The sequence below is a fragment of the Halomonas meridiana genome (assembly GCF_009846525.1).
Lineage (GTDB): Bacteria > Pseudomonadota > Gammaproteobacteria > Pseudomonadales > Halomonadaceae > Vreelandella.
Window position 1 is genome coordinate 2,823,628 of the sequence record NZ_CP024621.1, and the last position, 25,780, is coordinate 2,849,407.

The following is a 25,780-nucleotide window of genomic DNA, read 5'->3' on the forward strand; positions in this document are numbered from 1 at the left end:
GTAGGAATGTTTACATAATGATCGCGATGTCAGGCGTCAGGATGATGACGCATTAACCAGCGGGCCCAGAAGGGAGCGACAATCATCAGGGTGACCATCCGCAGCAGGTGATGAAACGCCACGAACACGGGATCGATGTTGAGCGCGACGGCAAGTATCGCCATTTCGCCAATACCGCCAGGGGCCAGCGCCAAAAGCGCCACATCGCGCCCCACACCCACGGTTTGGTGGATCAGTTCGGCAAACACGGCCAGCACGATGAGGGCCAACAGCGTCGCCACTCCGGATTGCCAAAGATAGCGCCCCAAGAGCCGCCGCGTCATGCCTTGAAAGCGCGAACCAATGGCGCTGCCCAGCACCCAGAGCATCAGGTTCATACCCCAGCTTGGCAAGGCGAGGCTAGCAATATCCAGCCCGGAGAGTAGCGCGGTGGCTAACAAGGGAGCGAGCAGCGCGGGGCTTGGCAGGCGTAGCCATTTCCCTAGCGGCAGCAACAGTGGAATAGCCAGCAACAACCAGCCATCGGTGAGTGCTGATTCTGCCGGGCCCAGCGTGCCTTCTCCCCCTTCGAATGCCCAAAACAGCGGCGGTAGAAAGAGGATCACCAGCACGATACGCAGCGACTGGGCAATGGCAATGCGCTGCGGGTCGCCACCGCATCGCTCACCCAGTAGGATCATCGCGGTCATGGCGCCCGGCGAGGCACCAAACCAGGCGCTGACAGGGTCGAAACCACAGCGGCGGTACCAGGCAGACGCCACGGCGGTTGACGCCGCGACCCCCGCCAACAGCAGCATGGCCGAAACGGGCCAATCCAGCACCCGGTGGGCCAGCTCAGGCGTGACTTGGCTGCCGAGGACCATGCCCATCACCGCTAAAAACACGCTGCGCAGCGATTCAGGCACTTCAACCTTCACGCCTTTGGCAGACACCAGCAGGTTCGCCACCAAGGGGCCAAGCATCCAGGCCAGCGGCAGCCCCGTAATGTGAAACAGCACACCACCTGCTGCGCCAACACTGAGCGATAAGACAAGCGCCTTGGCTCTCCCTGCACTGAAACGGCTGCCCTTCACACTCCCCTCCGGTGATCTTTCGGCTATGCGATATGGCAGAGTCGTTTCATCCAACTACTTACTCTGCTAAGCGTTGCCTCAGTTTATCACTATTGGGGTCAATCCTCGTCGTCGTCATCACGCATTCTCGCTTGGCGCTCTGCCTCTTCTTCTTTGGCGTCGTCGATGACTTCCATCAGCTCATCCACGTTGGCGATGTGGCTATCAAACTCGAAGTGGCCGGTGAGTTTGCTATCGGGGTGCAGCTCGCCCGCTTCATACAGCGCCCACATCTCCTTGCCGTAGTGAGTAGTGAGCAGCTCGGGAGCAAAGCGACCAAAATAAGCGCGCATGTTATCGACATCGCGCTCCAGCATGGCGGCGGCGCTGTTATTACCGGCCGCGTCGACCGCTTGGGGCAAGTCGATAATGACCGGGCCATCGGCATCGACGAGCACGTTGAACTCAGAAAGGTCACCGTGAATCAGACCAGCGCAAAGCATTTTCACCACGTCTTGAATCACTTTGGCGTGATAGCGCAGCGCCTGCTCTTCGGTCAGGGTGACATCGTCCAAGCGCGGTGCCACGTCGCCTTCGGCATCGGTGATCATCTCCATCAGCAGCACGCCATCCACGAAACCGTACGGCTTAGGTACGCGCACATCGGCGGCAGCTAGGCGGTACAGCGCGTCCACCTCGGCGGTGAGCCACGCCTGCTCCTGCTCTTTCTGGCCGTAGCGAGTTTTCTTGGCCATGGCACGGGCCCGGCGGCTGTTGCGCTCTTTACGCCCCTCTTGGTACTGCACCGCCTGTTTGAAACTGCGTTGCTTGGCCTCTTTGAAGACTTTGGCACAGCGCGTGTCGTCGCCGCAGCGCACCACATACACCTGCGCTTCCTTGCCGCTCATCAACTGCATCAGCACCTCATCGATCAGGCCATCATCGACCAAGGGCTGTAATCGTTTGGGTGTTTTCATAGCTTGCTGCGAAGGCTCCTTCTGGTAACGACCCCGTCGTGGGGGTCGTCAATGGCGAATGCGTCGCACGCGGAAAGCGCGCCCTTTGAGTTTATCCCGCTCCAGCTTGGCCTGAGCTTTCTGGACGACGCTGCGCTCGACCGCGACGTATGCACTTCGGGCCAGCACTTTGATTTTGCCCACCTGATCCCCGCGCAAGCCGCCTTCGCTGGTCAATGCTCCCAGAATATCGCCTGGGCGCAGCTTATCCTTTTTACCACCCGCCAACTGTAGCGTAGCCATGGGAGCCTCGAACGGTGTGCCGTTAGCCGCTGTCGGCAGCGGCTCGGTCGAAAGCGGCTCGCCCAACAGCTCAGCGAGGCGTTCGAGTCGATAATCTTCCTGCGGTGTCACCAGGGTACAGGCGATACCGCTGGCCCCGGCGCGCCCCGTTCGGCCTACCCGATGAACGTGGACGTCCAGCTCGCGGGCGATTTGGTAATTGAAGACGGCGTCCAGCTGGGCAATGTCCAGCCCGCGGGCGGCGACATCGGTGGCGACCAAAATCGATGCGCTCTGGTTGGCAAACAGCACCAGCAGCCGGTCGCGGTCTTTCTGCTCGAGATCGCCGTGCAAAGCGACGGCGCTGAAGCCCGCGTCGACCAAACCATCGGCTACCGCCTGGGTTTCTCGCTTGGTGTTACAGAACACCACGCTGGTGGTAGGCCGCGTGGCGAGCAGCAGCTCGGTCAATGCAGCAAAACGGTCGTCGTCATGAGACACACGGTAAAAGTGCTGCTCGATGGTCGTCGCGTCATGGGTCTCTGCGACTTTAACGCTGACCGGATCGCGCATGACGCCACGCGTCATGGCTGCGAGACCGCCGGAGGCCTGCTCATCAGGGAATGTCGCGCTAAAAAGCAGCGTTTGGCGATCGGCAGGCGTATCGGCAATGATATCGTCGATGGTGACCTGAAAACCCATGTCTAGCATGCGGTCCGCTTCATCCAGCACCAGCGTGGTGAGTGACCCAAGGGTGAGCGAACCCTTGCGCAGATGCTCATCCACCCGGCCCGGCGTGCCCACCACGATGTGGGCGCCGTGCTCCAGCGATGCGAGCTGCGGGCCAAACGGGGCGCCGCCGCAGAGTGTGAGCACTTTCACGTTGGGCATTCCACGGGCTAGACGGCGCAGCTCTTCCGCCACTTGGTCGGCCAGTTCACGGGTGGGACACAGGACCAAACCCTGGACGCTAAACGCCTCGAGGCGCAACTGGGAAAGAATCGCCAAGCCAAAGGCGGCGGTCTTGCCTGACCCCGTTTTGGCTTGCGCCATCACATCGCGTCCCACCAGCATGGGTGGCAGGCTTTGTGCTTGAACGGGCGTCATCGCGTGATAGCCCAGGGAGTCGAGCGTGCTCAGCAGCGCGGGCGAGAGGGCAAGAGAGGCAAACGAGGTATCTGACACGAAAAATTCCTGAAGGGGGCGTGATGCCCAGCAAACCGATAATGTGAAGCACCATACCAGAAAGTGCCACCCCCTGCTTTGCCACGCGCTGATCCTGACGCGTCGTGCCTACGCAGAGAGCGCTGCGAATCGCCCTTGGCTGAGTGCGGCAAGGTCCTCCGGCGAGAGCTCGATTTCCAACCCACGCCGCCCGGCGCTCACGTATAGCGTCGACCACGCCTGCGCCGAGGCATCGATAAAGGTAGGCAGGCGCTTTTTTTGGCCCAGCGGGCTCACACCGCCCAGCACGTAGCCGGTGGTACGCTCGACGACATCCGGTGCGGCCATCACGGCCTTTTTAGCGCCAGCGGCTTTGGCGATCTGCTTCAGCCCCAACTGGCTATTCACGGGGACGATACCAACGGCCAACTGCTTGCCATCCAAGCTAACGACGAGGGTTTTGAACACTTGCTCGGCCGTCACGCCAAGTTTGTCCGCCGCTTCCAGCCCGTAGGACGGGGCGGCGGCATCGTGCTGATACTCATGGAGTTGAAACGCAATACCTGCATGCCTTGCGCTGTTAATCGCCGGTGTCATGGAGTTCTCTTAAGTTAAACGCGTCAGCCTATCTGAAAACATCACTTCCCACTGCTAGGCTTAATAGCGTGAGCACCTCATGGAAGTCAACTGACAGGAGTCGTTAAATGAAAGCCACCTCTAAAGCACAGCAGAAAGCCGCTGGCGCGGCCCTTTCCGCCAAACGCGGTGAGACCAAGCCAAGCGAGCTATATGACGCTTCGAAAGAGATGTATGACTCGATGAGCGAAGAGGAGTTGGAAGAGATGGCGGGTACCCAGCGTAAGGGCAAACCGCAAAAGAAAGAGGACGATTGATCGATGCTGCGCCAGCGGCTTGCGCTGGCGCAGCTTGCGTGAACCTATGTCAGCCAATTATTGGCAAGGCACCACGCGGCGCAGCGTATCTTTCGCCCACAGCGTTTGGCCATCCGGCGTGCGGCCATGTTCGTTCCAACGCTCGGTGGTTTCCAGGCAGAACGAACCGGCGTTTTCGGTACGCGGGTCCGCGCTGACGGGGCGCTCTCCGCCGATCCGCATGACGTCCGGATTTTCAGTGGTGTAACGTGGGGCAATGGTAGAACTTGCGCAGCCAGCCACCAAAGCGGTGACCAGCAGCACGGGCAAACAGCGGCGCAGTGGCATGTTTTTGCAACCCTCAAAAGTGCAGTGTTAGGCCGACACCAGTTGTCGGTAGCGCTAAATATCACCACACCTTCGACAGCGTCAACACTTTTTCAATGCAAGCATTACGTGACCAGCGTAATGCTCGTCACCGGGCGCAAATTACGCAGCTTACAGTGCTGCTCGACGCTCTCGACGATCTCTTCTGCGTCATCGATCTGCTGCTTATCGAGCTGAATGTCGACCATCAAGAAGCTGCCTACCTGGGCAAGGCGCACATCGTCGTCGGCGATATCGAAATCCGCCACTTCTTGCACCACTTCTTGGCGGACGCTGCCTACCGGTTCGCCAAACATCAGCTCACGCAGCGCTCCTTTGACCATCCGAATGGGCATGGGCAGGAAGTAACCGGCAATGATCAGCACCATCACCGGGTCGGCAAAACGCGCCAAGTGCGCCCAGGGCGAGAGCGTAAGCCCCCAAGTAAGGGCAAAGCCCAGCATGACGGCGGCACTTAGCCAGGTATCCATCTGCCACTGGCGAAGCTCTGCGGCCAGTAGCGAGGACTGCGCTACCTTGGCATAGCGGGTCAGCCACCACCAAGTGAGCAAACAACCGGTCACGTTGACCACGCCAAACATCAGCGCCAAGTCCAACGTGACCAGACGCCCTCCTTGCGCCAAACTCCAGATTGCTGAGACCAATGAAAACAAACACACCAGCGCAATCACCACGCCTTTGAGCAGCACGGCCAGCGGTTCGACCGTCAGCCGCCCAAAGGGGTAGTGATCATCCGCCGGTTTGCGGGCCTGCTGCAACGCAAACAGAGAGAGCGATGCCAGCACTAAACTTAATAGCGAATAGCCACTATCGAAGAGTATCGTAATTGAGCCACTGGCAAGACCCAAGGCAAGCCCGGTAAAGGCAAACAGGCTAGCGGAAATGGCGGAAAATCTCAGCGCACGGCGCTCGGCGACAAAGGGGGTCACGCGGGTTGCTCCAGTAGAGAGTGGTAAACGCAGGCCATCATAGTGAGTACACTGACGCTTCACCAGTCGCTCAGCGCCAACTATTTTGGCACTAAGCACGTTGATCAAGGGACCATCATGCGCGCAGAACAAGTCCAGGCGTTTATCGATGTCACGGAGCACGGGTCGTTTGCCGCCGCCGCACGGCACACCGGCATGAAGCGCAGCACGCTAAGCGCCGCCGTCAATGCGCTGGAAGATAGCCTGGGCGTGGCACTCTTCGAGCGTTCGGGGAACAGCCTTCAGCTCACGGCCGTGGGGGAAAGCGTGCTGCCCGACTGCTATCGCCTGCTGACCAGTGCCAACCGCATCAATAAGCACTGCCAGCAACACTTACAAGGCGTGGAGAGTCAGCTTTGCATCGCGCGGGACGACGCGCTGCCCGAGGCATTTTGGCGACAGGTCATGCACGACCTGAAACAGCGCTACCCACTCACGGCCATTTCGGTGTACCTGCTGCCCCCCAAGAGCACGCCCAGTTCGTGCTGCGTCAAACGGTGGATATCGCCTTTGGGCTGTATACCGCCGAAGGGGCGGCGGTGAATGCCAGCAACCTTGCGCCTGTGAGCATGAGCCTGGTCGCGGCGCCAAGCCATCCACTCAGCCGCCTGCCGAACGTCACTAAAGATGATTTGGCCCAGTACACCCAGGTATGTCTGACCTTCGATCAGGGCGACAAACTGGTGAGCGAAGCGCTGTTTTCCACCAACTATCTTGGCCTGACCATGTTCGAGGTGATTCGCGATGCAGTGATCAATGGCACCGGCTGGGCACTGCTTCCCTACCCGCTCGTCAAAGAGGCATTGGCCAGCCACAGTCTGTGTGCGCTCAACCACGACCTGCTGCTGGAAAGTCACTACTACCGTTACGTGGAAGGCGAGAGTCTCGGCGTAGTCGCCACGGCGCTGCTGACCAACGTCATCCGTTTTTTAGGCACCACACGCTGAGAGCCCCTCTCAGTCGAAAAGCGGAGCACCGCGCATGAGCAGCGTTGAAATTTAGCAGTGGCGAAAAAAGCAATTGCCCGCCACGCTGTAAAAAAACAGGCCATTTAAGGAGCCCAAAGGACACGCTAGAGAACCGACACAGGCAAGTGTCATCTAAGCGTAAAGTGCATCTGCCAGTGTCGATGTTGCCGTCAACCAAGGAGTAGTTTCCGCGATGGTACGACTCGATAAGAAAGCGACTAGGCTGTACGTCCTAGACACGAATGTCCTGATCCACGACCCCGCTGCGCTCTACCATTTCGATGAGCATGATGTGGTCATCCCCATGACCGTGCTCGAAGAGCTGGACAAGCACAAGAACGGCATCCGCGAAATCGCCCGTACGGCACGGCAAATCAGCCGCACCCTGTCCGATCTCACCAGCCAAGTGACGTTCGACGAAATACAGCAAGGCATTCCCATCCCCCGCATCAGCGGAGAATCTGGTCGCCTGCACTTTCTGTGCTACAACGACCTCAAGCCCTTCGACTCGTTAGACGATAGTCCCGATAACCGAATCCTGGCAGAAACCTGCCGTTTGCGTGACGAACGCCCGGATGCCTCGGTCATTCTGATTACGAAAGACATTAACCTGCGGGTCAAAGCCGCCGCGCTAAAAGTACCGGTAGAGGATTACCTCAACGACCGCGCCTTCTCCGATAGCGATGCGATGATCGAGGGCGCGCAGGTATACAGCCAGGCAGGGCATGACGGCGCTTCGCTATGGGAAGCGCTGAATGTCGACGTCACCGTCGAGCGCGTGGGCCATCACACTTTCTATCAGCTCAGTGGCCAAATGCCTCGCGACTGGCACGTGGGCATGCTGGTCTCCGATAGCGAGAACGGCGCCGAGTTCGAGGCCATCGTGCGGGAGCTGTCATCCTCTTCTGCGCGGCTGCAGCTACTCACCAACTATCGCCACCACGCAGGGGTGTGGGGCGTGCACGCCCACGACAGCCGTCAGAACTTTACCCTCAACCTGCTGATGGACCCTGAGATCGACCTCGTCACCATTGCCGGTAATGCGGGCACCGGTAAAACCTTCATGACCCTGGCGGCGGCTTTCCAGCAAACCCTGGACGCCAAGCGCTTCGAGCGTATCGTCTTCACCCGCGCGCCGATTCCCATGGGCGAGGACATTGGTTTCTTGCCAGGTACCGAGGAGGAGAAAATGTCACCGTGGATGGGCGCCTTCCACGACAACATGGATAACCTGCTGCGCAACGAAGAGGGAGAGTCGACGTGGGACAACGGTGCCACACGGCAGCTAATTGGTTCACGGGTACAAATCCGCTCACCGAGCTTTATGCGCGGGCGCACCCTGAACGATACCTTCTTGATCATCGACGAGGCGCAAAACTTCACCCCTAAACAGCTAAAGTCGCTGGTCACTCGTGCAGGGCGCAATACCAAGATCGTTTGCTTGGGCAACGTCGGGCAGATCGATACGCCCTACCTCACCGCCAATACCTGCGGCATGGCCGCCGTGGTCGAGCGGTTCAGAGATTGGCCTCACGCCGGGCATATCACTTTGAAAAGCGTCGAGCGCTCCCGCTTGGCCCTGGCGGCCGAAGAGCTGCTGTAGCGCTCTTTGCGCTTCTCTCGTTACCCTTCTCTCGCTACTCTACCCCGCCCAGCTCGCTGGGCGGCTCTCCTTTGTCTTCAATCGCACGGCGGCTGCCGTTTTGCGGCATTGTCGCTGTTCCAGGGGTTCTCGACGCCGATGGTATCGGCAGCAAACGCCTCGCGCTCACCTAGCGGGCGCGCTTTGCCCACGGTGGTGTCATGACAGGTTTGGCGCTCCATTTCGCTATTGAGCTCTGCCCCGAACAGCACGACGAATGCCGAGAGCCAAAACCACAGCATCAGCGCCACGACCGCCCCTATCGAGCCGTACAGCTCGCTAAACGTCGAAAAGTAGCGCACATAGAGTGACAGCGCGCCAGAGCCTAGCAACCACATCAGCGTCGCAAACAGGGTGCCGTAACTCAGCCAGCGCCACTGCGGTGAGCGCCGATAAGGCGCGAAGCGGTAGAGCAGCGCGATCAGTAGGCTCATCAACACCAACAGGGCCGGCCAGCGCAGCCACTGCAGCACGCGATCCAAGGGGGGGTCGATCATGAGCCTATCCACCATGGCAGGCACGATGGCGATGAACCCCAACGAGACCAACGTCATGCCAATCAAGCCCAGGGTCAGCGACACCAGCACCACGCCCCGGTAGAGCAGCGAGCGCTTTTCCTGCTCGCCGTATACCGCATTGAGACCGATCACCAGCACCGAAACGGCTTTCGAGGCAATGAACATGGCAATGAGTAGCCCCGCCAACGCGGTCATAACGTTACCCGCTTCGGTGCTCTCGACCACTTCCTGCGCCTGTTGATCGATCAAATTGGCCGCATCCGGTGGCATGAAACGGCTGATCGTGTAGAGCTGACGCCCCGCCTCCACCGGATCGAACAGCAGCCCCCACACCGAGATCACCGCCGCAATGGTTGGAAACAGCGCCAGCAGCGCGTAAAACGCCACCCCTGCGGCAAACATGGTGATTCGATCCCGGCGAGCCGCACGCACAACGCGCCAGGCAATATCGTGCCAGCCCCGCCGCGGTATATCGCTGGGCACGTCGGCGGCACGACCTCGACGGTGGCTATCCATTTAGCCCAACCGCTCGCTCAGCCACTTGCCGATATCGTTGACCTGCTGCGGGCAGAGCGCATGGGCCATCGGGTACTGGCGATAGTTGACGTTATATCCCATGGCCTTCAAACGCTCGACGCCACTACGACCTAGGGTTTCGGGCACGATGGGGTCGAAGTTACCGTGATGAACGTCGATCGGCACGTGACGGTTCGCCTCAGCAGGCTCGATGCTGTCGGCGGTGGCAAAGTAGGTCGACATCGCCAACAGCCCACCCAGCGGCTGAGGAAACGACAGCGCGGCCTGATACGCCACTGCCCCGCCCTGGGAAAAGCCCGCCACGATGATGCGCCGACTATCCATGCCTTGGTCGATCTGCTCTTGGATCAGCGCCTGAATACGCTCGGCGGATTTTTTCAGCTGCACCTCATCGACCCGACGCCCCAAGTCCATCGCCAGGATGTCGTACCAAGCGGGCATCACCATGCCGCCGTTGATGGTCACCGGTAGGCGCGGGGCATGGGGCATGATGAAGCGCACGTTGACGCTTTCCGGCAGCGCCAAGGCAGGCACTAGCGGCTCGAAATCGTGCCCATCGGCACCTAAGCCGTGAATGATGAACACACACGCATCGGCGGGTTGACCATTTTTCGGTTCAATAATCAGTTCGCCTGGGGCTGTCATGGGCTATGTCCTTGCTGATATGAAAAGCGCCACCCTAGCGTAAAGCAGCGCGGGGAGCGAGTCATTAGCGGCTTAGAACGGCCATACCCAAGGAATCAGGCTCACGGCAATCCCCCCCGTCAGCACGTTCAAGCCGCCGCCGACGCGGAGAAAATCAGTGATGCGATAACCACCGGGGCCATGCACCATTAAGTTGGTTTGATAGCCAATCGGGGTAAGAAAGCTGGCCGACGCAGCAAACATCACCGCGACTACGTAAGGCATGGGGCTGACGCCGAGGCTTTCTGCGGCCGCCATAACCACCGGAAAGATGATTACCGCCGCCGCGTTGTTGGTCACTAACTCCGTAAGCAGCGCCACGACGCAGTAAGTTCCCACCAGCAGCAGCCACGGGCTGCCCGCCACCAGCGATAGCACGCTGCCTGCCATGGCATCCGCAGCACCTGACGACTGTAACGCTGCCCCCACCCCAAACGAAGCGGCGATGGTCAAAAGCACTTGGGTGTCTAGCCCGCGCTTGGCGGCGCCCACCGTACAACAGCCGGTCAACAGTGCCATGGCCGCGCCCAGCATGGCGGCATTGAGCATGCTCAGCACGCCCAACGCCGCCAGCAGCACCGCACCTATTAAAATTCCCCACGCCAGCGGCGCCTTTTCATGAATGGGCCGCGCCGAGCCGTTGAGTTCGCTGATCAATAAGAAATCTTTCGACTGCCGGTGGCGCTCGATGAACGGCGGGCGTGCCTCCAATAGCAATACATCGGCAGGCTGCAAGCGCACTTGGCCGAGGTTCCCTCTCACGCGCTCGCCGCCGCGACAAATCGCCAGCACGGCCGCGCCGTATAGCGTTCTAAATCGACCGTCACGAATCCGTTGACCAATAAACTGGCATTGATTGGAGACTACCGCCTCGACCAAACGGCGCTCTTTGAACTCTTTTTCTAGGCTAGAAGCGCCATCCCGAGAAGGGATCAGCCCACGGATCTGCTGAAGCTCCACAGCGGCATCCGAGGTACCCACGAACACCAAACGATCCCCGCCTTTGAGCTGCTCCCCTGGTCCAACCACACTGACCACGTTACCGGCACGCTCGATCTCTACAAGGAACAGTTCCTGCAAATGGCGCAGCCCCGCCTCTTCGACCGTGCGGTCTACCAGCACCCCTGATGGGTCGACTTCCATTTCGATCGTGAACTCGCGTGGGTTGGCAAAGGCTTTAGCCGTGCCGCCACGGGCGGGCAATAAACGCGGGCCAAGGAAAATCAGATATGCCAAGCCCGCGACCGCGACCGGAATCCCTACCCACGCCAAGTCGAAAAGCCCCATGGCCAACTCCGGGTAGCGCTCGATCAGCAGCCCATGCACTACCAGGTTAGTGCTGGTACCAAATAGCGTGATAGTACCGCCTAAAATAGAGGCAAAGCTCAGCGGCATGAGCAAGCGCTGTGGGGAAAGACGCAAACGGCGGCTCCAACTCAATACGGCGGGAATATAGGTCGCCACCACCGGGGTGTTATTGAGAAAGCCGCTGAGCGACGCTACGGGTAACAATAGACGTGTCAGCGCGCCGCGTTCACTCGATGGACGCCCCAACACGTAGCGAATGATCAGATCGATACCGCCAGTCTCACGAATACTAGCCACCAGCACGTACATGAACGCGACGGTAAACAGGCCGCTATTGGAAAATCCACCCAGCGCCTGTTGAGGATCGATGACCCCCAGTGTCATTAACACCACTACTGCGCCCATTAAAATGATGTCCGGACCGAGGCGAGAGAGCGCCATCAGCGGAAAAATCGTCAGCACGACCCCTATTGCAATCCAAGCATCCAGCGACATAACCCCACATCCTTTCTCAAGCCCACTCAACTGACATAACCGAACAATATGAAGGGCATTGTGCCGCCTAGCAGATATTCTAAAAAGTTATTTTTAGAAACACAGTCAGAACAAAAAAGAATATGCGTGTGAGGTGTGAGGTGTGAGGTGTGAGGTGTGAGGTGTGAGGTGTGAGGTGTGAGTCAGATAATAATCCACAAACAAAAAACCCCGCACAAGGCGGGGTTTTTCTAGCGCGCTAGCATCGAGTGCTAGCGGCAAACATCAAGCTGGATTAACCCAGAACTTTGATGTTGGAAGCCTGAAGGCCTTTTTTACCCTGAGTGACGTCGAAGGAAACCTTCTGGCCGTCTTGCAGAGTTTTGAAGCCGTCAGCTTGAATTTCGGAGAAGTGCGCGAACAGGTCGTCGCCGTTGTCGTCCGGAGAAATGAAGCCGAAGCCTTTAGTGTCGTTAAACCACTTAACGGTACCAGTTGCCATGATCGAAATCCTCGATTTAGCTTAATGTAGAGCCGGGTAATACCCGAGTTGCAGTGGGTAGAACAAGAAACTTTCACCAGACTCAACGCTAGAGCGTTTCGATACTGCTGACAACGTTCGACTTGCTAACCAACTGCATGCAGCATGCGCTTAACGACGCCGCACGTCAACACTATGATGGAAAAAAAAGTCAATGCAATGAATTTTCTTTCAAAATCCATCCCGCCGCCTTTTCGGCGATCATCAACGTCGGAGAATTGGTGTTTCCACTGGTGATGGTCGGCATCACGCCCGCGTCCGCGACCCGTAATCCCACCACCCCACGCACCCGCAATTTTTCATCCACCACCGCCATTGGGTCATCACGTTTGCCCATCCGCGTGGTGCCGACCGGGTGAAAAATCGTCGTGCCAATATCTCCCGCTAGCCGCGTTAGCTCGTCATCGGTTTGATACTCGACGCCCGGTTTTACCTCTTCAGGTGAATATTTAGCGAAGGCAGGCTGTTCAGCGATACGCCGGGTTACCCGCAGCGAATCAGCCGCCACCTTGCGATCCTCCGGCGTGCTGAGATAGTTCGGCGAAATTGCCGGTGCCTGACGCGGGTCGGCGCTTTTCAAACGCACCGTTCCTCGGCTGGTAGGATTCAAGTTACATACGCTCGCCGTAATGGCCGGATACGGATGCAGCGGCTGCCCAAAGGCCTCTAGGCTGAGCGGCTGAACGTGATACTGAATATTGGGGTACGGCTGATCGTCAGAACTGCGGGTAAACGCACCAAGCTGCGAAGGCGCCATGCTCATCGGCCCGGTGCGCTTGGTCACATACTCCCAGCCAATCCCCGCCTTGCCCCACAGCGTACTGGCAATAGCATTGAGCGTTTTGGCATTACTGACACGATACACCGAGCGAATCTGGAGATGATCTTGCAGGTTTTCACCTACCCCAGGCAGGTCGTGCACCACCTCAATGCCGTGTTCACGCAGATGCTCAGCAGGCCCAATGCCCGACAGCTGTAAAAGGTGGGGCGAGCCAATGGCCCCCGCACACAGCACCACCTCTTTTCGCGCCTGTACGCGCTGGATTTTGCCGCTGCGCACCACCTCTACCCCCGTACAACGAGGCGCTTGTGTATGATCGAAGCAGAGCCGATTTACCTGGGTGGAGTGCCAAAGCGTTAGGTTGTCGCGCTTTAACGCGCTGCGCAAAAACGCCTTAGCGGTATTCCAGCGCCAGCCGTCACGTTGGTTTACCTCAAAATAGGCAACCCCTTCATTACTCCCCCGGTTGAAGTCGTCGGTGCGGGGGATGCCCGCCTGCACCGCCGCTTCGGCAAAGTCATCCAGCACCTCCCATTTCAGGCGCTGCTTTTCGACCCGCCACTCGCCGCCATGGCCATGAAAAGCGCGGTGAGTCTCATCACCGTCGCTGCCTTTATCCAGCCGGTAGTGGTTTTCGTGTTTGATAAAGTCGGGCAGGCAGTTCTCCCAGCGCCACTCGTCGCTGCCGGTGACCTCTGCCCAGTGGTCGTAATCCCGGGCCTGACCGCGCATGTAGATCATGCCGTTGATGCTAGAACAGCCTCCCAGGGTTTTCCCCCGAGGGTAGATCAGCGAGCGGCCATTGAGCCCTTTGTCCGGCTCGGTGCGAAACAGCCAGTCGGTGCGCGGGTTATTAATGCAATAAAGGTAGCCCACTGGAATATGAATCCAGTGGTAGTTATCCCGACCGCCTGCCTCAATCAGCAGCACCCGATTATTGGGGTCGGCGCTCAGTCGATTGGCCATCAGGCACCCTGCGGTGCCTGCGCCAATCACGATGTAATCAAATGCTTCTGCGGTGGGATGAGTGGTTGTATTTGTTGGCATGGGTTTGGCTCCCGTAACGGTCAGGCGCTACTTCGCCGTCGGCATCACAAACTCTGCACCCGCGTCGATGGAGTCCGACCAGCGCTGCATGATCGACTTCTGCTTGGTGTAGAAGCGCACACCCTCTTCGCCATACGCGTGGGTATCGCCAAACAGCGAGCGCTTCCAGCCGCCAAAACCGTGCCACGCCATAGGCACCGGAATCGGTACGTTGATACCGACCATGCCCACCTGAATACGGCGGCCAAATTCCCGGGCAACGCTGCCGCTTTCGGTAAAGCAGCTCACGCCGTTGCCAAATTCGTGATCGTTAATCAGTTGAATGGCGGTCGCCACATCCGGCACGCGCACGCATACCAGCACCGGGCCAAAAATCTCCTCTTTATAGATAGTCATCTCTGGCGTGACGTGGTCGAACAGGGTGCCGCCCATCCAGAAACCGTCTGCACAGCCCTCACCCGCTTGAGTGCTATCAAACTCGCGGCCATCGACGATAAGCTGCGCGCCTTCTGCCACGCCCTTTTCGATGTACCCGGTGATCCGCTGATGCGCTTGGCGGGTCACGATGGGCCCCATTTCTGCATCCAGCTGCATGCCATCTTTGACTTTCAGCGTCTTAGCCCGCTCGGTGAGCATCGGCACGACTTTATCGGCCACATCGCCGACCAGCACGGCCACGCTAATCGCCATGCAGCGCTCGCCCGCACTGCCGTAGGCTGCGCCAATTAACGCATCCACTGCTTTATCAAGATGGGCGTCTGGCATCACGACCATATGGTTTTTCGCCCCGCCCAGTGCCTGCACGCGTTTGCCGTGCTTAGCCCCGCGCTCGTAAATCAGGTTGGCAATCGGCGTAGAGCCGACGAACGACAGCGCTTTAACGTGTGGGTGGTCGATCAGCGCTTCGACGGAGTCTTTATCGCCCTGCACCACGTTGAACACGCCATCGGGCAGGCCTGCTTGTGTCAACAGATCCGCGATCATCAGCGAGGCGCTAGGGTCCAGCGGGCTGGGCTTGAGAATAAAGGTATTACCGGCGGCAATGGCGATGGGGAACATCCACATCGGCACCATCGCCGGGAAGTTAAACGGCGTAATACCGGCGACCACGCCCAGCGGCTGGCGCACGGTCCAGTTATCGATGCCGGTGCTAACCTGCTCGGTGTAATCACCCTTTAATAGCTGGGGAATACCGCAGGCAAACTCGACAATATCAATACCCCGTGCCACTTCGCCCTGGGCATCGGTAAATACCTTGCCGTGCTCTTTGGTGATTGCTTCGGCCAGGGCATCTTTATTGGCGTTCAGCAGCTCCAGGAATTTGAACATTACCCGAGCGCGGCGAATAGGCGGCGTATCGGCCCAGGCTGGAAATGCTGCTTGGGCGGCTTGCACGGCGGTATCCACATCGGCGGCCGAAGCCAGGGCAACGCGGCCGGTGACCTGCCCGGTGGCAGGGTTGAAGACATCCAGGGCGCTGCCGGAGGCGCCTTCGCTGCGTTGGCCGTTAATAAAGTGGTGGATGGCGTTGGTTGTCATTGTCGCTACCTTTATAACAAAAGCTTAAGTGATCGGAGGATGATCACTAGACTACCCCGCCTAACAGGCCAAGCAATTGAGTAATTTTTAACCCAGATATAAGCTTTGCTAATAACATAACAATGAAGGTTCACCACCATGCAGGAGTACGCCACGCTGCGGGCCTTTGTGGCCGTTGCCCATACCGGCAGCGTCTCAAAGGCGGCCGAGCAGCTCCACCTGACCCAGCCCGCCGTTAGCCTAAAGTTGAAGCAGCTACAGCAACATCTGGGCTTAACGCTGTTTACCCGCCGCCCACAAGGGTTAACGCTGACCGCCGATGGTTACGCCCTGCTACCGGCCGCTGAAAATGCCCTGGCCAGCGCCCTGGCCTTCGAGCAGAGCGCCAGCGCGTTACACAGCACGCTGCGTGGCAAGCTGCGCATTGGCACCATTGTTGACCCAGAATTTATTCGCTTGGGCGATTTTCTCAGCCGCTTGATGGCTCGCGCACCACAGCTGGAAACCGAGCTTCACCACGGCATGAGCGGCAGCGTATTGGACAACGTCGAGCAGGGGGAGTTAGATGTGGGCTTTTTTCTCGCCCCGCCCGGCGAAGGCACTGGCAATCCTACGCTAGCATGGCGAGAGTTAACCCACTTTCACTACCACGTGGTGGCACCGCCGGGCTGGGAAGCCAAACTTGCCGACACCCGCTGGGAGGCGCTTGCGCAACTGCCCTGGATTGTGACCCCCACCGTGTCAGCGCACTCCCGGCTACTCAAGCGAGCGCTGGCCGCAAGCGGCGCGACCCCGAACCGTGTTGCCCAGGTCGACCAAGAGGCGTGTATGCTGGATTTAGTCAGAGCAGGCGTGGGCCTGAGCCTAGCGCGAGACGCGCTGGCCATGGCCGAACGCCAAGAGAGCGGCTTGGCGGTGGCGGACAACGTTCGCCTGCCCTGCGCATTAAGCCTGATCTGGCGCAGCGACCGCGCCACCGAACCTACGATTAAGGCGGCGCTGGACACCCTCGATACGGTATGGCCGCATCGTCTAAGGTCGCTGTAAGGAAGCGGAACCTCTCGACACTAATGGGCTCAATAACGAGCATTGATTCGTCACCGCCACCGGAGTGTTTACAATGATCCGATTTCCCTCTTTTCGCCCTTTAACCCTGTGCGTGATGGCCGCCGCCGGTCTGGCAAGCGCATCGCTTCACGCGCAGTCCAATAGCGAGGCGACCTTTGCTGGCGGCTGTTTCTGGTGCATGGAACCGCCTTACGACAAACAGCCGGGCGTGAGCGCCACCATATCCGGCTACATGGGCGGCGAGCTTGAGAATCCGACCTACGAGCAGATCTCCCGAGGCGGTACTGGCCATGCGGAAGTCGTGCAAATCGAGTATGACGACAGCCAAATCAGCTATGAACAGCTGCTGGAGATTTTCTGGCGGAACATAGACCCCTTCGCCGTCGACCGCCAGTTCTGCGATAGCGGTGATCAGTACCGGTCGGCGATCTTTTATCATAATGATGAGCAGCGGGCCTTGGCCGAAGCGTCGAAAGCCGAGATGGAAGCCCGTTTCGATCAAGAGATAGCGACTCAAATCGTTCCTGCCAGCGAGTTTTGGGCAGCCGAGGAGTATCACCAGGATTACTACGAAAAAAATCCGCTGCGCTACAAATTCTACCGCCTGAGCTGCGGTCGGGATGACCGTCTAGAAGAAGTGTGGGGCGAAGAAGCGGGCGGCCCTACTGTCGAGTAATCTCACCCCGTTAGCCTCAAAACGGCAAGGCGGTTGATTCGCCTTGGCGTTTTTTATGGAACGATTCCCTATGCGCCCTGCCCTACTAGCAGGTTTATATGATGGCGACTCATTCATTTGGGCAAACCGCCATTTTTCTACTAAGGTAGAAAGTCAGCATTAATAGACCAGTCGGCTAAAGGGCTGCTCTATCTGATTAAACGCCCCGTTGATCTAAAGATAGGAGATCTTATGAGCAACACCATTACGACAGTGAACCCGACCACCGGCGAAACGCTTGAGACCTATACGCTGATGGATGAAAGCCAGGCCAAGCAGGTAGTCGAGGCCAGTCATGAGGCGTTTCTGGATTGGCGGCTCAAGCCGCTCGAGCACCGCGCCAAGGTGGTGAAAGCGATTGGCGAAGCAATGAACGCGCATAAAGAAGAGCTTGCCGACCTGATGGTCAAAGAGATGGGCAAGCTGCCCTCGCAAGCGCGCCAGGAAGTGGATCTTTGCGTCGGCATTTGTGATTACACCGCCGAGCATGGTCCCACCAAGCTGGCTGATGAAGAGCGCAAACCCGGTAACGGCGAGCGCGGCATCGTCACCTACTCCCCCATGGGCGTGATTTACGGCATTCAGCCGTGGAACTTCCCTGCTTACCAAGTAGTGCGCTACTCCATCGCCAATATTATGGCAGGTAACAGCGTGCTGCTAAAACACGCTGAAAACGTGACGGGTAGCGGCCTGCTGCTGGAAAAAATCTACCGTGAAGCGGGCTTGCCGGAAAACGTTTTCCGTACGCTCGTCATTTCACACGATGTGTCCGACACTGTCATCGCCCATAAAGCCGTACGTGGCGTGACTCTAACCGGTAGCGACGGCGCTGGCCGCAAAGTGGCCGCTAAAGCCGCCGAGCATCTGAAAAAGACCGTACTAGAGCTAGGCTCCAACGATGCCTACTTGGTGCTGGACGATGCCGACCTGGACGTGGCGGTGGATACCTGCGTGACTGGCCGCGTCTTTAACGGCGGCCAAACCTGTGTGGCGGCAAAACGCTTTGTGGTCACCGAGAAAAACTACGAAGCGTTCAAAGAGCGCTACGTGGCACGCATGAAGAACTTGAAAGCGGGCGACCCGACCAAAGAAGATAGCGACCTAGGCCCGATGGCCCGTGTCGATCTTCGCGACGGCCTTCACGAGCAGGTGGAAGAGAGCGTGCGTAAAGGCGCGAAAATCCTCTGCGGCGGTGAGAAGCCGGAAGGCAAAGGGGCGTTCTACCCGGTCACCGTGCTGGATAACGTCACCCCCGGCCAACCCGCCTACGACGACGAGTTGTTCGGCCCGGTTGCCGCGTTGATTCGCGCCAAAGATGATGAAGACGCCATGCGCATCGCCAACGACAGCCGCTACGGCTTGGGCGGCGGCATCATCTCCAAAGACGTGAAGCGTGCCACCGAGCTTGCCAGCAAGTATTTCGATACCGGCATGGTGTTTATCAACGGCTTTGGTGTGGCAACGCCTGAAATGCCGTTTGGCGGCGTGAAGGATTCAGGCTATGGCCGTGAGCACGGCGGCTTTGGTATGCACGAGTTCGTCAACGCGAAATCGGTGATTGTGGTGCAAAGCTAACATCACCAAGCCCATCGGCTCACGATGGGCTAACCCATAAAAACGCCGCAGTGTCGTTTCACGACCTGCGGCGTTTTTATGGGTAGCGTATTTTAAAAGCAGCGTTAGGCGATTTGCCGCCGACGCTGCCATAGCGTCACCAACAGTGCCACCACCAGCCAGCTTACCAGCGCGGCGATCACGTCATCCAACACAATGCCCAACCCGCCGTTAACGTATTCCGCTAAATGAATAGGTGGCGGTTTCAAGCCATCGAAGAAGCGGTAGACGCCAAACGCCAAGGCCAGTACCAGCGGATGGCGAGCGGCTGTTAGCCCCAGCACTACCAGCGGGAAGGCGACGTACTCATCGGCGACAATGCTACCGTGATCCAAACCATCGTAGTGCCACGCCGCGATATGACACACCGGCACCGCGGCCACCAGCATCAGCGCGATGATGGCAGCCTGCTGTCCGGTCGGGCGACCCAAGAGCCACCACGCCAGCGGCAAGCCAATCAATGAACCAAAGGTGCCTGGCGCAACGGGCGCTAGCCCTAGCCCAAAGCCGGTCGCTAGCCAAAAATTAATCGTATCGAGCATTAGCCAGCCTGCTGTGCCTGACGTTCAAGCTCTGCCGCCATCTCTGGCGTTAGGTTTAGCGCGCTGGCGAGTTGATCCAACCATGCCCGCTCCATGGGGTTTTGGTCGTCAATTACTGCCACGCTGATGAGATACATCTCGCGAGCTGCCTGGGGGGAATCCGCCTCACGGGCGAGTGACTGGGCATCCAGCGGCGCTTTTAGCTGCTGTTCCACCCAGCGGTGCATCTCCTCATCCGCGCCAAGGGCATCAATCTGATCGGTAATTAGCGCCTGCTCCTGCTCATCGATATGACCATCCGCACGGGCGGCCATGATCATTGCCTGCAGCAGTTCCAGGCTGCGACGCTCTTGATACTCACCGCTCAACACCTCGACACGCTCGCCTTCTGATGAGGATTGGGTCGCCGCTCCTTTCTTTTCCTGAGAGCTTTGCCACGCTTTCCACGCCAGCATGCCTACACCCGCAATCGCGCCATATTTCAACGCTTTACCGCCCATGCTGCGGCCACGTTTGGAACCCACCAGCATGCCCATGGCACCGCCGCCCAGCAGGCTTTTCACATCAAAACCGCTGGAACCGCTGCTTTGACGTGTACCTTGGCTGCTGTTACCGCCTAAATGGCGGGAGAGCCCATCAATCACACCTTTGACATCCATGCCGCCGCTGCTGCCTTTGCTACCACTGGCCTGGCTCATCAGCTGCTGTAGAATTTTGCTTGCGTTCATCCTTGCACTCCTCAATAAACATTCGTTCGACGGGGCGAACGCGGGTCGTTTAACCCTTGTTATAGCGCATGCTACATGAATGCAGCATGAATTAACCCCGCGCTAGCGCTTAGCTCAGCGCCCCTTTCACCGCGACCGAACCGCCGTGACGGCTAGCGCTCACCTCAATACGAACCGGCATCTGCTCTTTGAGTTCGCTGACGTGGGAAATAATCCCAATCATGCGGCCGCTCATTTGCAGCTCGCTCAGCATGGCAATGGCTTGATCCAAGGCGTCTTGGTCCAGGCTGCCAAAGCCTTCATCAATAAATAGCGTATCGAGCTGAATACCACCCGCGTAGGCCTGCACCACATCAGAAAGCCCCAGCGCCAGCGACAGCGCCGCCATAAACGACTCCCCACCAGAGAGCGTCGCCACCGGGCGATTTTTGCCGGTGTAAGTATCAGCCACGTCCAGCTCAAGGCCAGACGCTTTATTGCCTTTAGAGGGGTCTTCCCGGCGCACCAACTGGTAGCGCCCACAGCTCATGCGCACCAAACGTTCAGACGCTTGAATCAACACATCATCCAGCAGCACGCCCAGTACAAAGCGCTGCAGGCTGATGCGGTGGCCGGTGCGGCCGTTGGCGACATCGCTCAGCGTGCCCCACAGCTTGTACTGCTCCTCCAGCGCTGCCTCTGCGCGGCGGGCATCCACCAAGCGCTGCTGGGTAGCAGTGAGCTGGTCGACGCGTGCAGCCAAGCGCTGATACGTTTGGCGGCAGGCCTCTTCGTGGGTCTTGGCCGCGTCAGCGTTGGCATTGAGGGCGGCAACGTCGGGGGGCGTCTTGCCCTGCAGCAGCGGCTCGCTGGCCTCAATTTGACCTTCCAGCTTCGCCAGCTCCCGCTGAAAGCGCGCGACGTTGTCACTTAGGCGCTGCTGCTCCGGCGCTTCTAGCCTGGCAGCGGTAAACGCCTGCTCATCGCTAAAGGGGCTGGCCTGCAGCGCTGCTTGCCATTCAGCTTGGGCGGTTTCCAAAGTGCGCTGCGCCTCTGCTTGGCGCTGGGTGGCCTCTGTCAGCGTGGTTTGCGCTTGGGTGAACGCCGTGTGGGCAGCTTGGGCCTGAGTATGGGCGGCTTTCCACGTTTGTTCGTAGGTGCCTATCTCGCGCTTTATGCTGTCTAGCGAGGCGTTCAGTGCTTCCAGCGAGGTGGCTTCCCCTAATTGCCCACGCAGTTGCTGGCACTGCTCGTTGAGGTGGTTTGCCTGCTGCTCTAGGCGCTGGGCGTCTTGCTGGGCACTCACCCAGGTTTGGCGGGCACGCTCGTAAGCATCCCGCGCCTGCTTCACCTCCTCTTGCGTCACCAGCGCCTGAGCGGGTACGGCAGGCGTTGGATGCTCGCGGCTGCCACACACCGGGCAGGGCTGGCCGCTTTCCAACCGCTGGGCGATCAGCGCCGCTTGGCCCTGGTGCCAGCGCATCTCCTGCTCGATGGTATGCTGCTCTTGCTGTGCGGCAGCGCGCTGCTTCTGCTCTGCCGTTTCAAGCGCTTGTGCCGCCTGCTGGGCGAGCGTTTGGTACTGCCCTTCCAGCGTGGTCAGCTCCTGGCACTTGTCGAGGGATTGCTCCAGAGCATAGGCCTGGCGCTGCAGTTCAGGCAGCCGTTCATGCTGGGCATTGGCCTCCTCCAGCGCCGTCTGGGCCTGCTGGTGGGCTGCCTGCCGAGGAGCGATGGCCTGTTCGGCGGCGTGGCATTCCCGTTGGGCGGCGGTGGCGTTTTTCTGGGCGCTTTGCAGCGCGTAAAACGGCGTTGCCAGGGTTTGGGTTTGTTCGTGCTGGCGAAGCTGTTCCTGGGCGTGCTGCACCGCTGGCTGCTGCTCTAGCAAGGTAGATTTTGCGCTGACCAGCGCGGCGTGCTGCTCGAACTGGCGGGCCAATGTTGTGCCCGCCTGGGCAGCCGCCACAGCCTGCTCGCGCTGTTCGCTGGCCGTGGCGAGATCCTGCTTGGCGGCTTGATAGTCGGGGGCGAGCGCCGCGAGTGCTTCATTAAGGGCAGCCTCGCTCTCAACATCGCTGGCCGAGAGCATCCCTTGCACCCGCTGGCGGTGGTCGTTCACCTCGCGGACAATATGCTTGGCCTGCTCCAGCAAACGCTGTTCGATACGCTGAAAAATCTGGGTTTGGAACAGCTGGGAGAAAATGACTTCGCGCTCTTTGGAGCCTGCCAGCAGCAGTTCGCGGAACTTACCCTGAGGGAGCACCATCACCTGACGAAACTGATTGGCGTCTAGGCCTATTAGCGCTTGCAGCTCCGCCGTGGCGTCGGTGACCTTTCGCGCCACTAGGCACTCGTCCTCCTCACCTTCCGGAGTGAGTCGCCATAGCTGGGCTTCTGCGGTTTGTGTCGTTGTGCCTTCGCCGCTGGCTTTGGGACGCTCCTGCAGAGGCACTCGGCGCACCCGATACATGGCATCACGCAGGCGAAACGTCAGGCTGACTTCGGTGAGCAGAGAGGCTTCCGCTTGGTCGCAGCGCATTTGAACGGCGTCCCGCTCGTTGCCGGTGGTTTGGCCGTACAAGGCAAAACAAATCGCATCGAGGATCGAGCTTTTACCCGCGCCAGTGGGGCCGTTAATCAGAAACAGCGGGCTTCTGCCCAGCGCGGTGAAGTCGATGGTTTCGCTACCGGCAAAGGGGCCAAAGGCCTTCATGGTGAGCGTTAATGGCGTCATGCTTGGCCCTCCTGCTCACGGCTCAGGGTAGTGATCAACTCGCCCATGGCACGGGCCTGGGCGTCGCTCATTGGCTCGCCGCTGGTTTGAGCGAAAAAGTCGCTGAACATATCCAGCGCGCTGAACGCAAGCCGCTCGCGGTCTAGCTGTTGGCGGCCTTTTGCTTCCAGCATGCCGGGCTTTTCCAGGTGCAGCACGTTGGGGTACACCGCCCGCAGTTTGCCCATGGGGTCGAGAATGGCGTGGCGGTCGGTGAGGCGCACCAGCAGATAGTCATCGGCGTGGGGGTCAGCGGCCCCTTGGGCCAGCAGCTGAGCCAGCTCACCTTCCAGCACGCGGACATCCCGGCGGGGCAGCAGCGGATGGTGGGCTATTTGGGTGACGCCTTCGCTGCCCACCTCAACAAGGGTGACGCCTTTGCGCTGGGTGGCTTCGGAAAAGCTGTACTTTAGCAGCGAGCCGCTATAGCGAATATGCTCGCCACCGCGAATCTGGGGGCCGTGAAGGTGGCCCAGCGCCACGTAGTCAAAGCCCTGCATGGGTTCCCACGCCACGCTTTCCGCCCCACCTAGGGTGAGCGGGCGCTCGGAGTCGCTGGCGGTTCCGCCATCCACAAAACAGTGGCTCATCAGTAGCGTCGGGCGGCCCGGCTGGCGCTGTGCCTCAATGCGCTCCAGCAGGTAGCAGTGGGCGCTGTCGAAGTCGCGCACGTCTTCGCCAAACTCGCTGCGTACATATTCTGGGTCGGCGTAGGGGATGCCGAAGATATCCACCGTGTCATTGCCAATCGTGAGCGTGACCGGCTGGTCGCAGGTGGCTAGGTCGGTGAGAATATGCAGCCCGGCCTGGCGCAGGTGGCGGGCGCCAAACCCCAGCCGCTCGGCACCGTCGTGGTTACCGGAAATCATCACGACCGGCAGGCCACGCTTCTCGCACAGCTCGCCTAAGATCTCATCCAGCAGCGTGACCGCCGCTGCCGGAGGCACCGAGCGGTCGTAAATATCGCCCGCCACCAGCACGGCATCCACCTGCTCGCGGTCGATGATCTCCAGCAGCTGCTGCAACACATGACGCTGGTCTTCCAGCAGGGAAAGGTTGTGAAACAGCCGCCCTAAATGCCAATCGGCGGTATGAAGTAATCGCATGACAGGCTCGACACAGAAACGTTAGCTGCATCATAACAACCTGACACCGCGACGCTAGCGCTTAGGGAGTGATAGGCAGCTGACGCTTGTGCGCCGAGCGCTGGTAGGTTTGGATAATGGTGGCACGGGCGCTCTCGCTTATTTGCTCGCCGGTCAGAAAGGCATCGATATCCGCATAGCTAACGCCCAGCGCTTCTTCGTCGGCGAGCTGTGGTTTGAGGGTTTCCAGGTCGGCGGTGGGCTGTTTTTCTACCAGCGCTTCCGGTGCCCCTAGCACGGCGCCGACCTGCCGCACCTGGGCTTTGGTCAACCCGGTGAGCGGCGCAATATCGCAGGCACCGTCGCCATACTTGGTAAAAAAGCCCATCAACGCTTCGGCCGCTTGGTCGGTGCCTACCACCAACCCTGCGTTGGCGCCTGCTACGGCGTACTGGGCCACCATCCGCTGGCGCGCTTTAATGTTACCCAGCACGAAATCCCGCTGATGGGCGTCGGTAAAGCCCAGCCCACCGGCTTCAAGCGAGGCCAACAGCGCATCGCTGGCCGCCTGAATATTGACCGTCAGTACGTTATCCGGCTGGATAAACGCCAGCGCCTGCAGGGCGTCTTCTTCATCCTGCTGGGTGTCGTAGGGCAAACGCATAGCGTAGAAGTGCGCCTCGACTCCCTCTTGGCGGGCTTTTTCTACCGCCCGTTGCGCCAGCCGCCCGGCCACAGTGGAATCGACACCGCCACTAATCCCCAGTACTAGGCTCTTCTGCCCGGTGCTCACTAGCTGGCGATATAAAAATGTCACACGACGCTCCACTTCCTGCTGTGGGTCGATGGTGGGAGACGCTTGCAGCGCTGTCTGGATATGGGCCTGATTGGCTTGATGGTTGATAGCACTCCCCTGCCCCTCTACCACGGCTGAGTGATGCTCCGGTAGGCGCTTCAGCGCGTAGTGGGCGGCAGCTAAACGCACCTCGTTGCGGTCACCGGAAAAGCGCCGCGTCTCGGATATCAGGTAGTACTGCTGTTCGTGGTAAAACGCCCAGGCAAAACATACCGTACCTACCGGAATGCCGTCGTGGGGCTCTGGTCCGGCAATGCCGGTATTAGCCAGGGCCACGTTGGCATCGTTGTTGGTCAACGCCCCCAGCGCCATCTCCTTGGAGGTGGCCTCGCTGGTTAATCCGCACGTCTCAATGGTATGGGCGCTCACGGAGAGATAGCGCTGCTTTGCGTCAGGGGAGTACACGGCCAGGCCACCATCTATTGATTGGCCGCTGCCGGGCACCCGCGCCAGTTCCGACACGATCAGCCCAGCCGTGCAGGACTCGGCGGTGGCGAGTTTCAAGGCGTGTTTTTGCAGATAGTCGCGGACATGTTCGAGCAGTTCCATTGCCATTTCCTTTTTTGGGGGTATGCCTGCGTGTTGAAATCCCTCAAGCCACTATAGGTAATCCCTGCCATTTGTCGAAAGGCGGCCAACCCACCCCGGCACGCCGTTTCGCGCTGAAAGCCGCATAAAAAAAAGCCCCCATCGCAGGATG

General features: G+C 59.3%; 24 protein-coding genes. 7 read left to right on the plus strand and 17 right to left on the minus strand.

From position 1 onward, the window contains the following. Nucleotides 1-29: 29 nt before the first annotated feature. The 4 genes from CTT34_RS13550 to ybaK form a co-directional block, all read right to left on the minus strand. The gene (locus CTT34_RS13550) at nt 30-1,073 is read right to left on the minus strand and encodes an AbrB family transcriptional regulator (protein WP_159342897.1); all 1,044 of its coding nucleotides are present in this window, start codon (nt 1,071-1,073) and stop codon (nt 30-32) included. Nucleotides 1,074-1,171: 98 nt separating this feature from the next. Next, nucleotides 1,172-2,029, minus strand: coding sequence for a PA4780 family RIO1-like protein kinase (locus CTT34_RS13555; protein ID WP_159342898.1), 858 nt, complete (start codon nt 2,027-2,029; stop codon nt 1,172-1,174). A 48-nt stretch (nt 2,030-2,077) separates the two neighbouring features. Further along, nucleotides 2,078-3,475, minus strand: coding sequence for an ATP-dependent RNA helicase DbpA (dbpA, locus tag CTT34_RS13560; RefSeq protein WP_159342899.1), 1,398 nt, complete (start codon nt 3,473-3,475; stop codon nt 2,078-2,080). A gap of 108 nt (nt 3,476-3,583) precedes the next feature. Then, nucleotides 3,584-4,051 (minus strand): Cys-tRNA(Pro) deacylase, encoded by a 468-nt coding sequence (ybaK, locus tag CTT34_RS13565; protein WP_159342900.1) that lies wholly within the window; start codon nt 4,049-4,051, stop codon nt 3,584-3,586. Between the two features lie 107 nt (nt 4,052-4,158). Here ybaK and CTT34_RS13570 point away from each other — a divergent pair, with 107 nt between their 5' ends. After that, nucleotides 4,159-4,347, plus strand: a complete 189-nt coding sequence (locus CTT34_RS13570) for a DUF3008 family protein (RefSeq protein WP_139526597.1) — start codon at nt 4,159-4,161, stop codon at nt 4,345-4,347. Between the two features lie 57 nt (nt 4,348-4,404). Here the strand turns inward: CTT34_RS13570 and CTT34_RS13575 are convergent, their stop codons facing one another. After that, nucleotides 4,405-4,674, minus strand: a complete 270-nt coding sequence (locus CTT34_RS13575; RefSeq protein ID WP_159342901.1) for a hypothetical protein — start codon at nt 4,672-4,674, stop codon at nt 4,405-4,407. A 104-nt stretch (nt 4,675-4,778) separates the two neighbouring features. Next, nucleotides 4,779-5,642 (minus strand): cation diffusion facilitator family transporter, encoded by an 864-nt coding sequence (locus CTT34_RS13580; protein ID WP_159342902.1) that lies wholly within the window; start codon nt 5,640-5,642, stop codon nt 4,779-4,781. A gap of 42 nt (nt 5,643-5,684) precedes the next feature. Between CTT34_RS13580 and CTT34_RS18490 the strand changes: the two genes are divergently transcribed. From CTT34_RS18490 to CTT34_RS13590, 3 genes are all read left to right on the plus strand, one after another. After that, nucleotides 5,685-6,224, plus strand: a complete 540-nt coding sequence (locus tag CTT34_RS18490; protein ID WP_254436384.1) for a LysR family transcriptional regulator — start codon at nt 5,685-5,687, stop codon at nt 6,222-6,224. Beyond that, nucleotides 6,164-6,628 carry a substrate-binding domain-containing protein gene (locus CTT34_RS18495; RefSeq protein ID WP_254436385.1) on the plus strand — a complete coding sequence of 155 codons (465 nt, stop codon included), beginning with the start codon at nt 6,164-6,166 and terminating at the stop codon, nt 6,626-6,628. Before CTT34_RS18490 ends, CTT34_RS18495 begins: the two co-directional genes overlap by 61 nt. A gap of 214 nt (nt 6,629-6,842) precedes the next feature. Continuing rightward, nucleotides 6,843-8,252 carry a PhoH family protein gene (locus tag CTT34_RS13590; protein ID WP_159342903.1) on the plus strand — a complete coding sequence of 470 codons (1,410 nt, stop codon included), beginning with the start codon at nt 6,843-6,845 and terminating at the stop codon, nt 8,250-8,252. A gap of 77 nt (nt 8,253-8,329) precedes the next feature. Here CTT34_RS13590 and CTT34_RS13595 read toward each other — a convergent pair whose 3' ends face one another. The 6 genes from CTT34_RS13595 to CTT34_RS13620 form a co-directional block, all read right to left on the minus strand. Next, on the minus strand, nt 8,330-9,325 hold the full coding sequence (locus CTT34_RS13595; RefSeq protein ID WP_159342904.1) for a YihY/virulence factor BrkB family protein: 996 nt from the start codon (nt 9,323-9,325) through the stop codon (nt 8,330-8,332). Beyond that, a complete protein-coding gene (locus CTT34_RS13600; RefSeq protein WP_159342905.1) occupies nt 9,326-9,991 on the minus strand; it encodes an alpha/beta hydrolase in 666 nt (221 codons plus the stop codon). A 72-nt stretch (nt 9,992-10,063) separates the two neighbouring features. Then, on the minus strand, nt 10,064-11,833 hold the full coding sequence (locus tag CTT34_RS13605; protein WP_159342906.1) for an SLC13 family permease: 1,770 nt from the start codon (nt 11,831-11,833) through the stop codon (nt 10,064-10,066). A gap of 274 nt (nt 11,834-12,107) precedes the next feature. After that, a complete protein-coding gene (locus tag CTT34_RS13610) occupies nt 12,108-12,314 on the minus strand; it encodes a cold-shock protein (RefSeq protein WP_054641278.1) in 207 nt (68 codons plus the stop codon). 190 nt (nt 12,315-12,504) lie between these two features. Further along, the gene (locus CTT34_RS13615; RefSeq protein ID WP_159342907.1) at nt 12,505-14,181 is read right to left on the minus strand and encodes a GMC family oxidoreductase; all 1,677 of its coding nucleotides are present in this window, start codon (nt 14,179-14,181) and stop codon (nt 12,505-12,507) included. A gap of 27 nt (nt 14,182-14,208) precedes the next feature. Continuing rightward, nucleotides 14,209-15,720: a CoA-acylating methylmalonate-semialdehyde dehydrogenase gene (locus tag CTT34_RS13620; RefSeq protein WP_159342908.1), complete on the minus strand. Its 1,512-nt coding sequence runs from the start codon at nt 15,718-15,720 to the stop codon at nt 14,209-14,211. 138 nt (nt 15,721-15,858) lie between these two features. Here CTT34_RS13620 and CTT34_RS13625 point away from each other — a divergent pair, with 138 nt between their 5' ends. The 3 genes from CTT34_RS13625 to CTT34_RS13635 all read left to right on the plus strand — a co-directional run bounded on the left by CTT34_RS13625 (nt 15,859) and on the right by CTT34_RS13635 (nt 19,078). Further along, a complete protein-coding gene (locus CTT34_RS13625) occupies nt 15,859-16,767 on the plus strand; it encodes a LysR family transcriptional regulator (protein ID WP_159342909.1) in 909 nt (302 codons plus the stop codon). Nucleotides 16,768-16,840: 73 nt separating this feature from the next. Beyond that, on the plus strand, nt 16,841-17,464 hold the full coding sequence (gene msrA / locus CTT34_RS13630; protein WP_159342910.1) for a peptide-methionine (S)-S-oxide reductase MsrA: 624 nt from the start codon (nt 16,841-16,843) through the stop codon (nt 17,462-17,464). A 231-nt stretch (nt 17,465-17,695) separates the two neighbouring features. Next, nucleotides 17,696-19,078 (plus strand): NAD-dependent succinate-semialdehyde dehydrogenase, encoded by a 1,383-nt coding sequence (locus CTT34_RS13635; RefSeq protein ID WP_159342911.1) that lies wholly within the window; start codon nt 17,696-17,698, stop codon nt 19,076-19,078. A gap of 104 nt (nt 19,079-19,182) precedes the next feature. On the opposite strand, the gene CTT34_RS13640 is transcribed toward CTT34_RS13635, so the two are convergent. The 5 genes from CTT34_RS13640 to nadE form a co-directional block, all read right to left on the minus strand. Further along, nucleotides 19,183-19,659 carry a phosphatidylglycerophosphatase A family protein gene (locus CTT34_RS13640; RefSeq protein WP_159342912.1) on the minus strand — a complete coding sequence of 159 codons (477 nt, stop codon included), beginning with the start codon at nt 19,657-19,659 and terminating at the stop codon, nt 19,183-19,185. After that, the gene (locus CTT34_RS13645) at nt 19,659-20,387 is read right to left on the minus strand and encodes a tellurite resistance TerB family protein (protein ID WP_159342913.1); all 729 of its coding nucleotides are present in this window, start codon (nt 20,385-20,387) and stop codon (nt 19,659-19,661) included. The genes CTT34_RS13640 and CTT34_RS13645 overlap by 1 nt, the downstream gene beginning before the upstream one ends. 109 nt (nt 20,388-20,496) lie before the next feature. After that, on the minus strand, nt 20,497-23,100 hold the full coding sequence (locus CTT34_RS13650; protein WP_159342914.1) for an AAA family ATPase: 2,604 nt from the start codon (nt 23,098-23,100) through the stop codon (nt 20,497-20,499). Then, on the minus strand, nt 23,097-24,245 hold the full coding sequence (locus tag CTT34_RS13655) for an exonuclease SbcCD subunit D (protein WP_159342915.1): 1,149 nt from the start codon (nt 24,243-24,245) through the stop codon (nt 23,097-23,099). The genes CTT34_RS13650 and CTT34_RS13655 overlap by 4 nt, the downstream gene beginning before the upstream one ends. A gap of 61 nt (nt 24,246-24,306) precedes the next feature. Continuing rightward, nucleotides 24,307-25,629 (minus strand): ammonia-dependent NAD(+) synthetase, encoded by a 1,323-nt coding sequence (gene nadE, locus CTT34_RS18645; protein WP_159342916.1) that lies wholly within the window; start codon nt 25,627-25,629, stop codon nt 24,307-24,309. Between the last annotated feature and the right edge of the window lie 151 nt (nt 25,630-25,780).

What these genes read in the sequence shown, in the direction of transcription:
- CTT34_RS13605 (WP_159342906.1), bottom strand. Translation starts at nt 11,833, where the DNA reads ATGTCGCTGGATGCTTGGATTGCAATAGGGGTCGTGCTGACGATTTTT.
- CTT34_RS13590 (WP_159342903.1), top strand. Translation starts at nt 6,843, where the DNA reads ATGGTACGACTCGATAAGAAAGCGACTAGGCTGTACGTCCTAGACACG.
- CTT34_RS13615 (WP_159342907.1), bottom strand. Translation starts at nt 14,181, where the DNA reads ATGCCAACAAATACAACCACTCATCCCACCGCAGAAGCATTTGATTAC.
- CTT34_RS13655 (WP_159342915.1), bottom strand. Translation starts at nt 24,245, where the DNA reads ATGCGATTACTTCATACCGCCGATTGGCATTTAGGGCGGCTGTTTCAC.
- ybaK (WP_159342900.1), bottom strand. Translation starts at nt 4,051, where the DNA reads ATGACACCGGCGATTAACAGCGCAAGGCATGCAGGTATTGCGTTTCAA.
- CTT34_RS13650 (WP_159342914.1), bottom strand. Translation starts at nt 23,100, where the DNA reads ATGACGCCATTAACGCTCACCATGAAGGCCTTTGGCCCCTTTGCCGGT.
- CTT34_RS13610 (WP_054641278.1), bottom strand. Translation starts at nt 12,314, where the DNA reads ATGGCAACTGGTACCGTTAAGTGGTTTAACGACACTAAAGGCTTCGGC.
- CTT34_RS13620 (WP_159342908.1), bottom strand. Translation starts at nt 15,720, where the DNA reads ATGACAACCAACGCCATCCACCACTTTATTAACGGCCAACGCAGCGAA.
- CTT34_RS13645 (WP_159342913.1), bottom strand. Translation starts at nt 20,387, where the DNA reads ATGAACGCAAGCAAAATTCTACAGCAGCTGATGAGCCAGGCCAGTGGT.
- CTT34_RS13595 (WP_159342904.1), bottom strand. Translation starts at nt 9,325, where the DNA reads ATGGATAGCCACCGTCGAGGTCGTGCCGCCGACGTGCCCAGCGATATA.
- CTT34_RS13625 (WP_159342909.1), top strand. Translation starts at nt 15,859, where the DNA reads ATGCAGGAGTACGCCACGCTGCGGGCCTTTGTGGCCGTTGCCCATACC.
- CTT34_RS13640 (WP_159342912.1), bottom strand. Translation starts at nt 19,659, where the DNA reads ATGCTCGATACGATTAATTTTTGGCTAGCGACCGGCTTTGGGCTAGGG.
- CTT34_RS13575 (WP_159342901.1), bottom strand. Translation starts at nt 4,674, where the DNA reads ATGCCACTGCGCCGCTGTTTGCCCGTGCTGCTGGTCACCGCTTTGGTG.
- CTT34_RS13570 (WP_139526597.1), top strand. Translation starts at nt 4,159, where the DNA reads ATGAAAGCCACCTCTAAAGCACAGCAGAAAGCCGCTGGCGCGGCCCTT.
- CTT34_RS13600 (WP_159342905.1), bottom strand. Translation starts at nt 9,991, where the DNA reads ATGACAGCCCCAGGCGAACTGATTATTGAACCGAAAAATGGTCAACCC.
- CTT34_RS13635 (WP_159342911.1), top strand. Translation starts at nt 17,696, where the DNA reads ATGAGCAACACCATTACGACAGTGAACCCGACCACCGGCGAAACGCTT.
- nadE (WP_159342916.1), bottom strand. Translation starts at nt 25,629, where the DNA reads ATGGAACTGCTCGAACATGTCCGCGACTATCTGCAAAAACACGCCTTG.
- CTT34_RS13555 (WP_159342898.1), bottom strand. Translation starts at nt 2,029, where the DNA reads ATGAAAACACCCAAACGATTACAGCCCTTGGTCGATGATGGCCTGATC.
- msrA (WP_159342910.1), top strand. Translation starts at nt 16,841, where the DNA reads ATGATCCGATTTCCCTCTTTTCGCCCTTTAACCCTGTGCGTGATGGCC.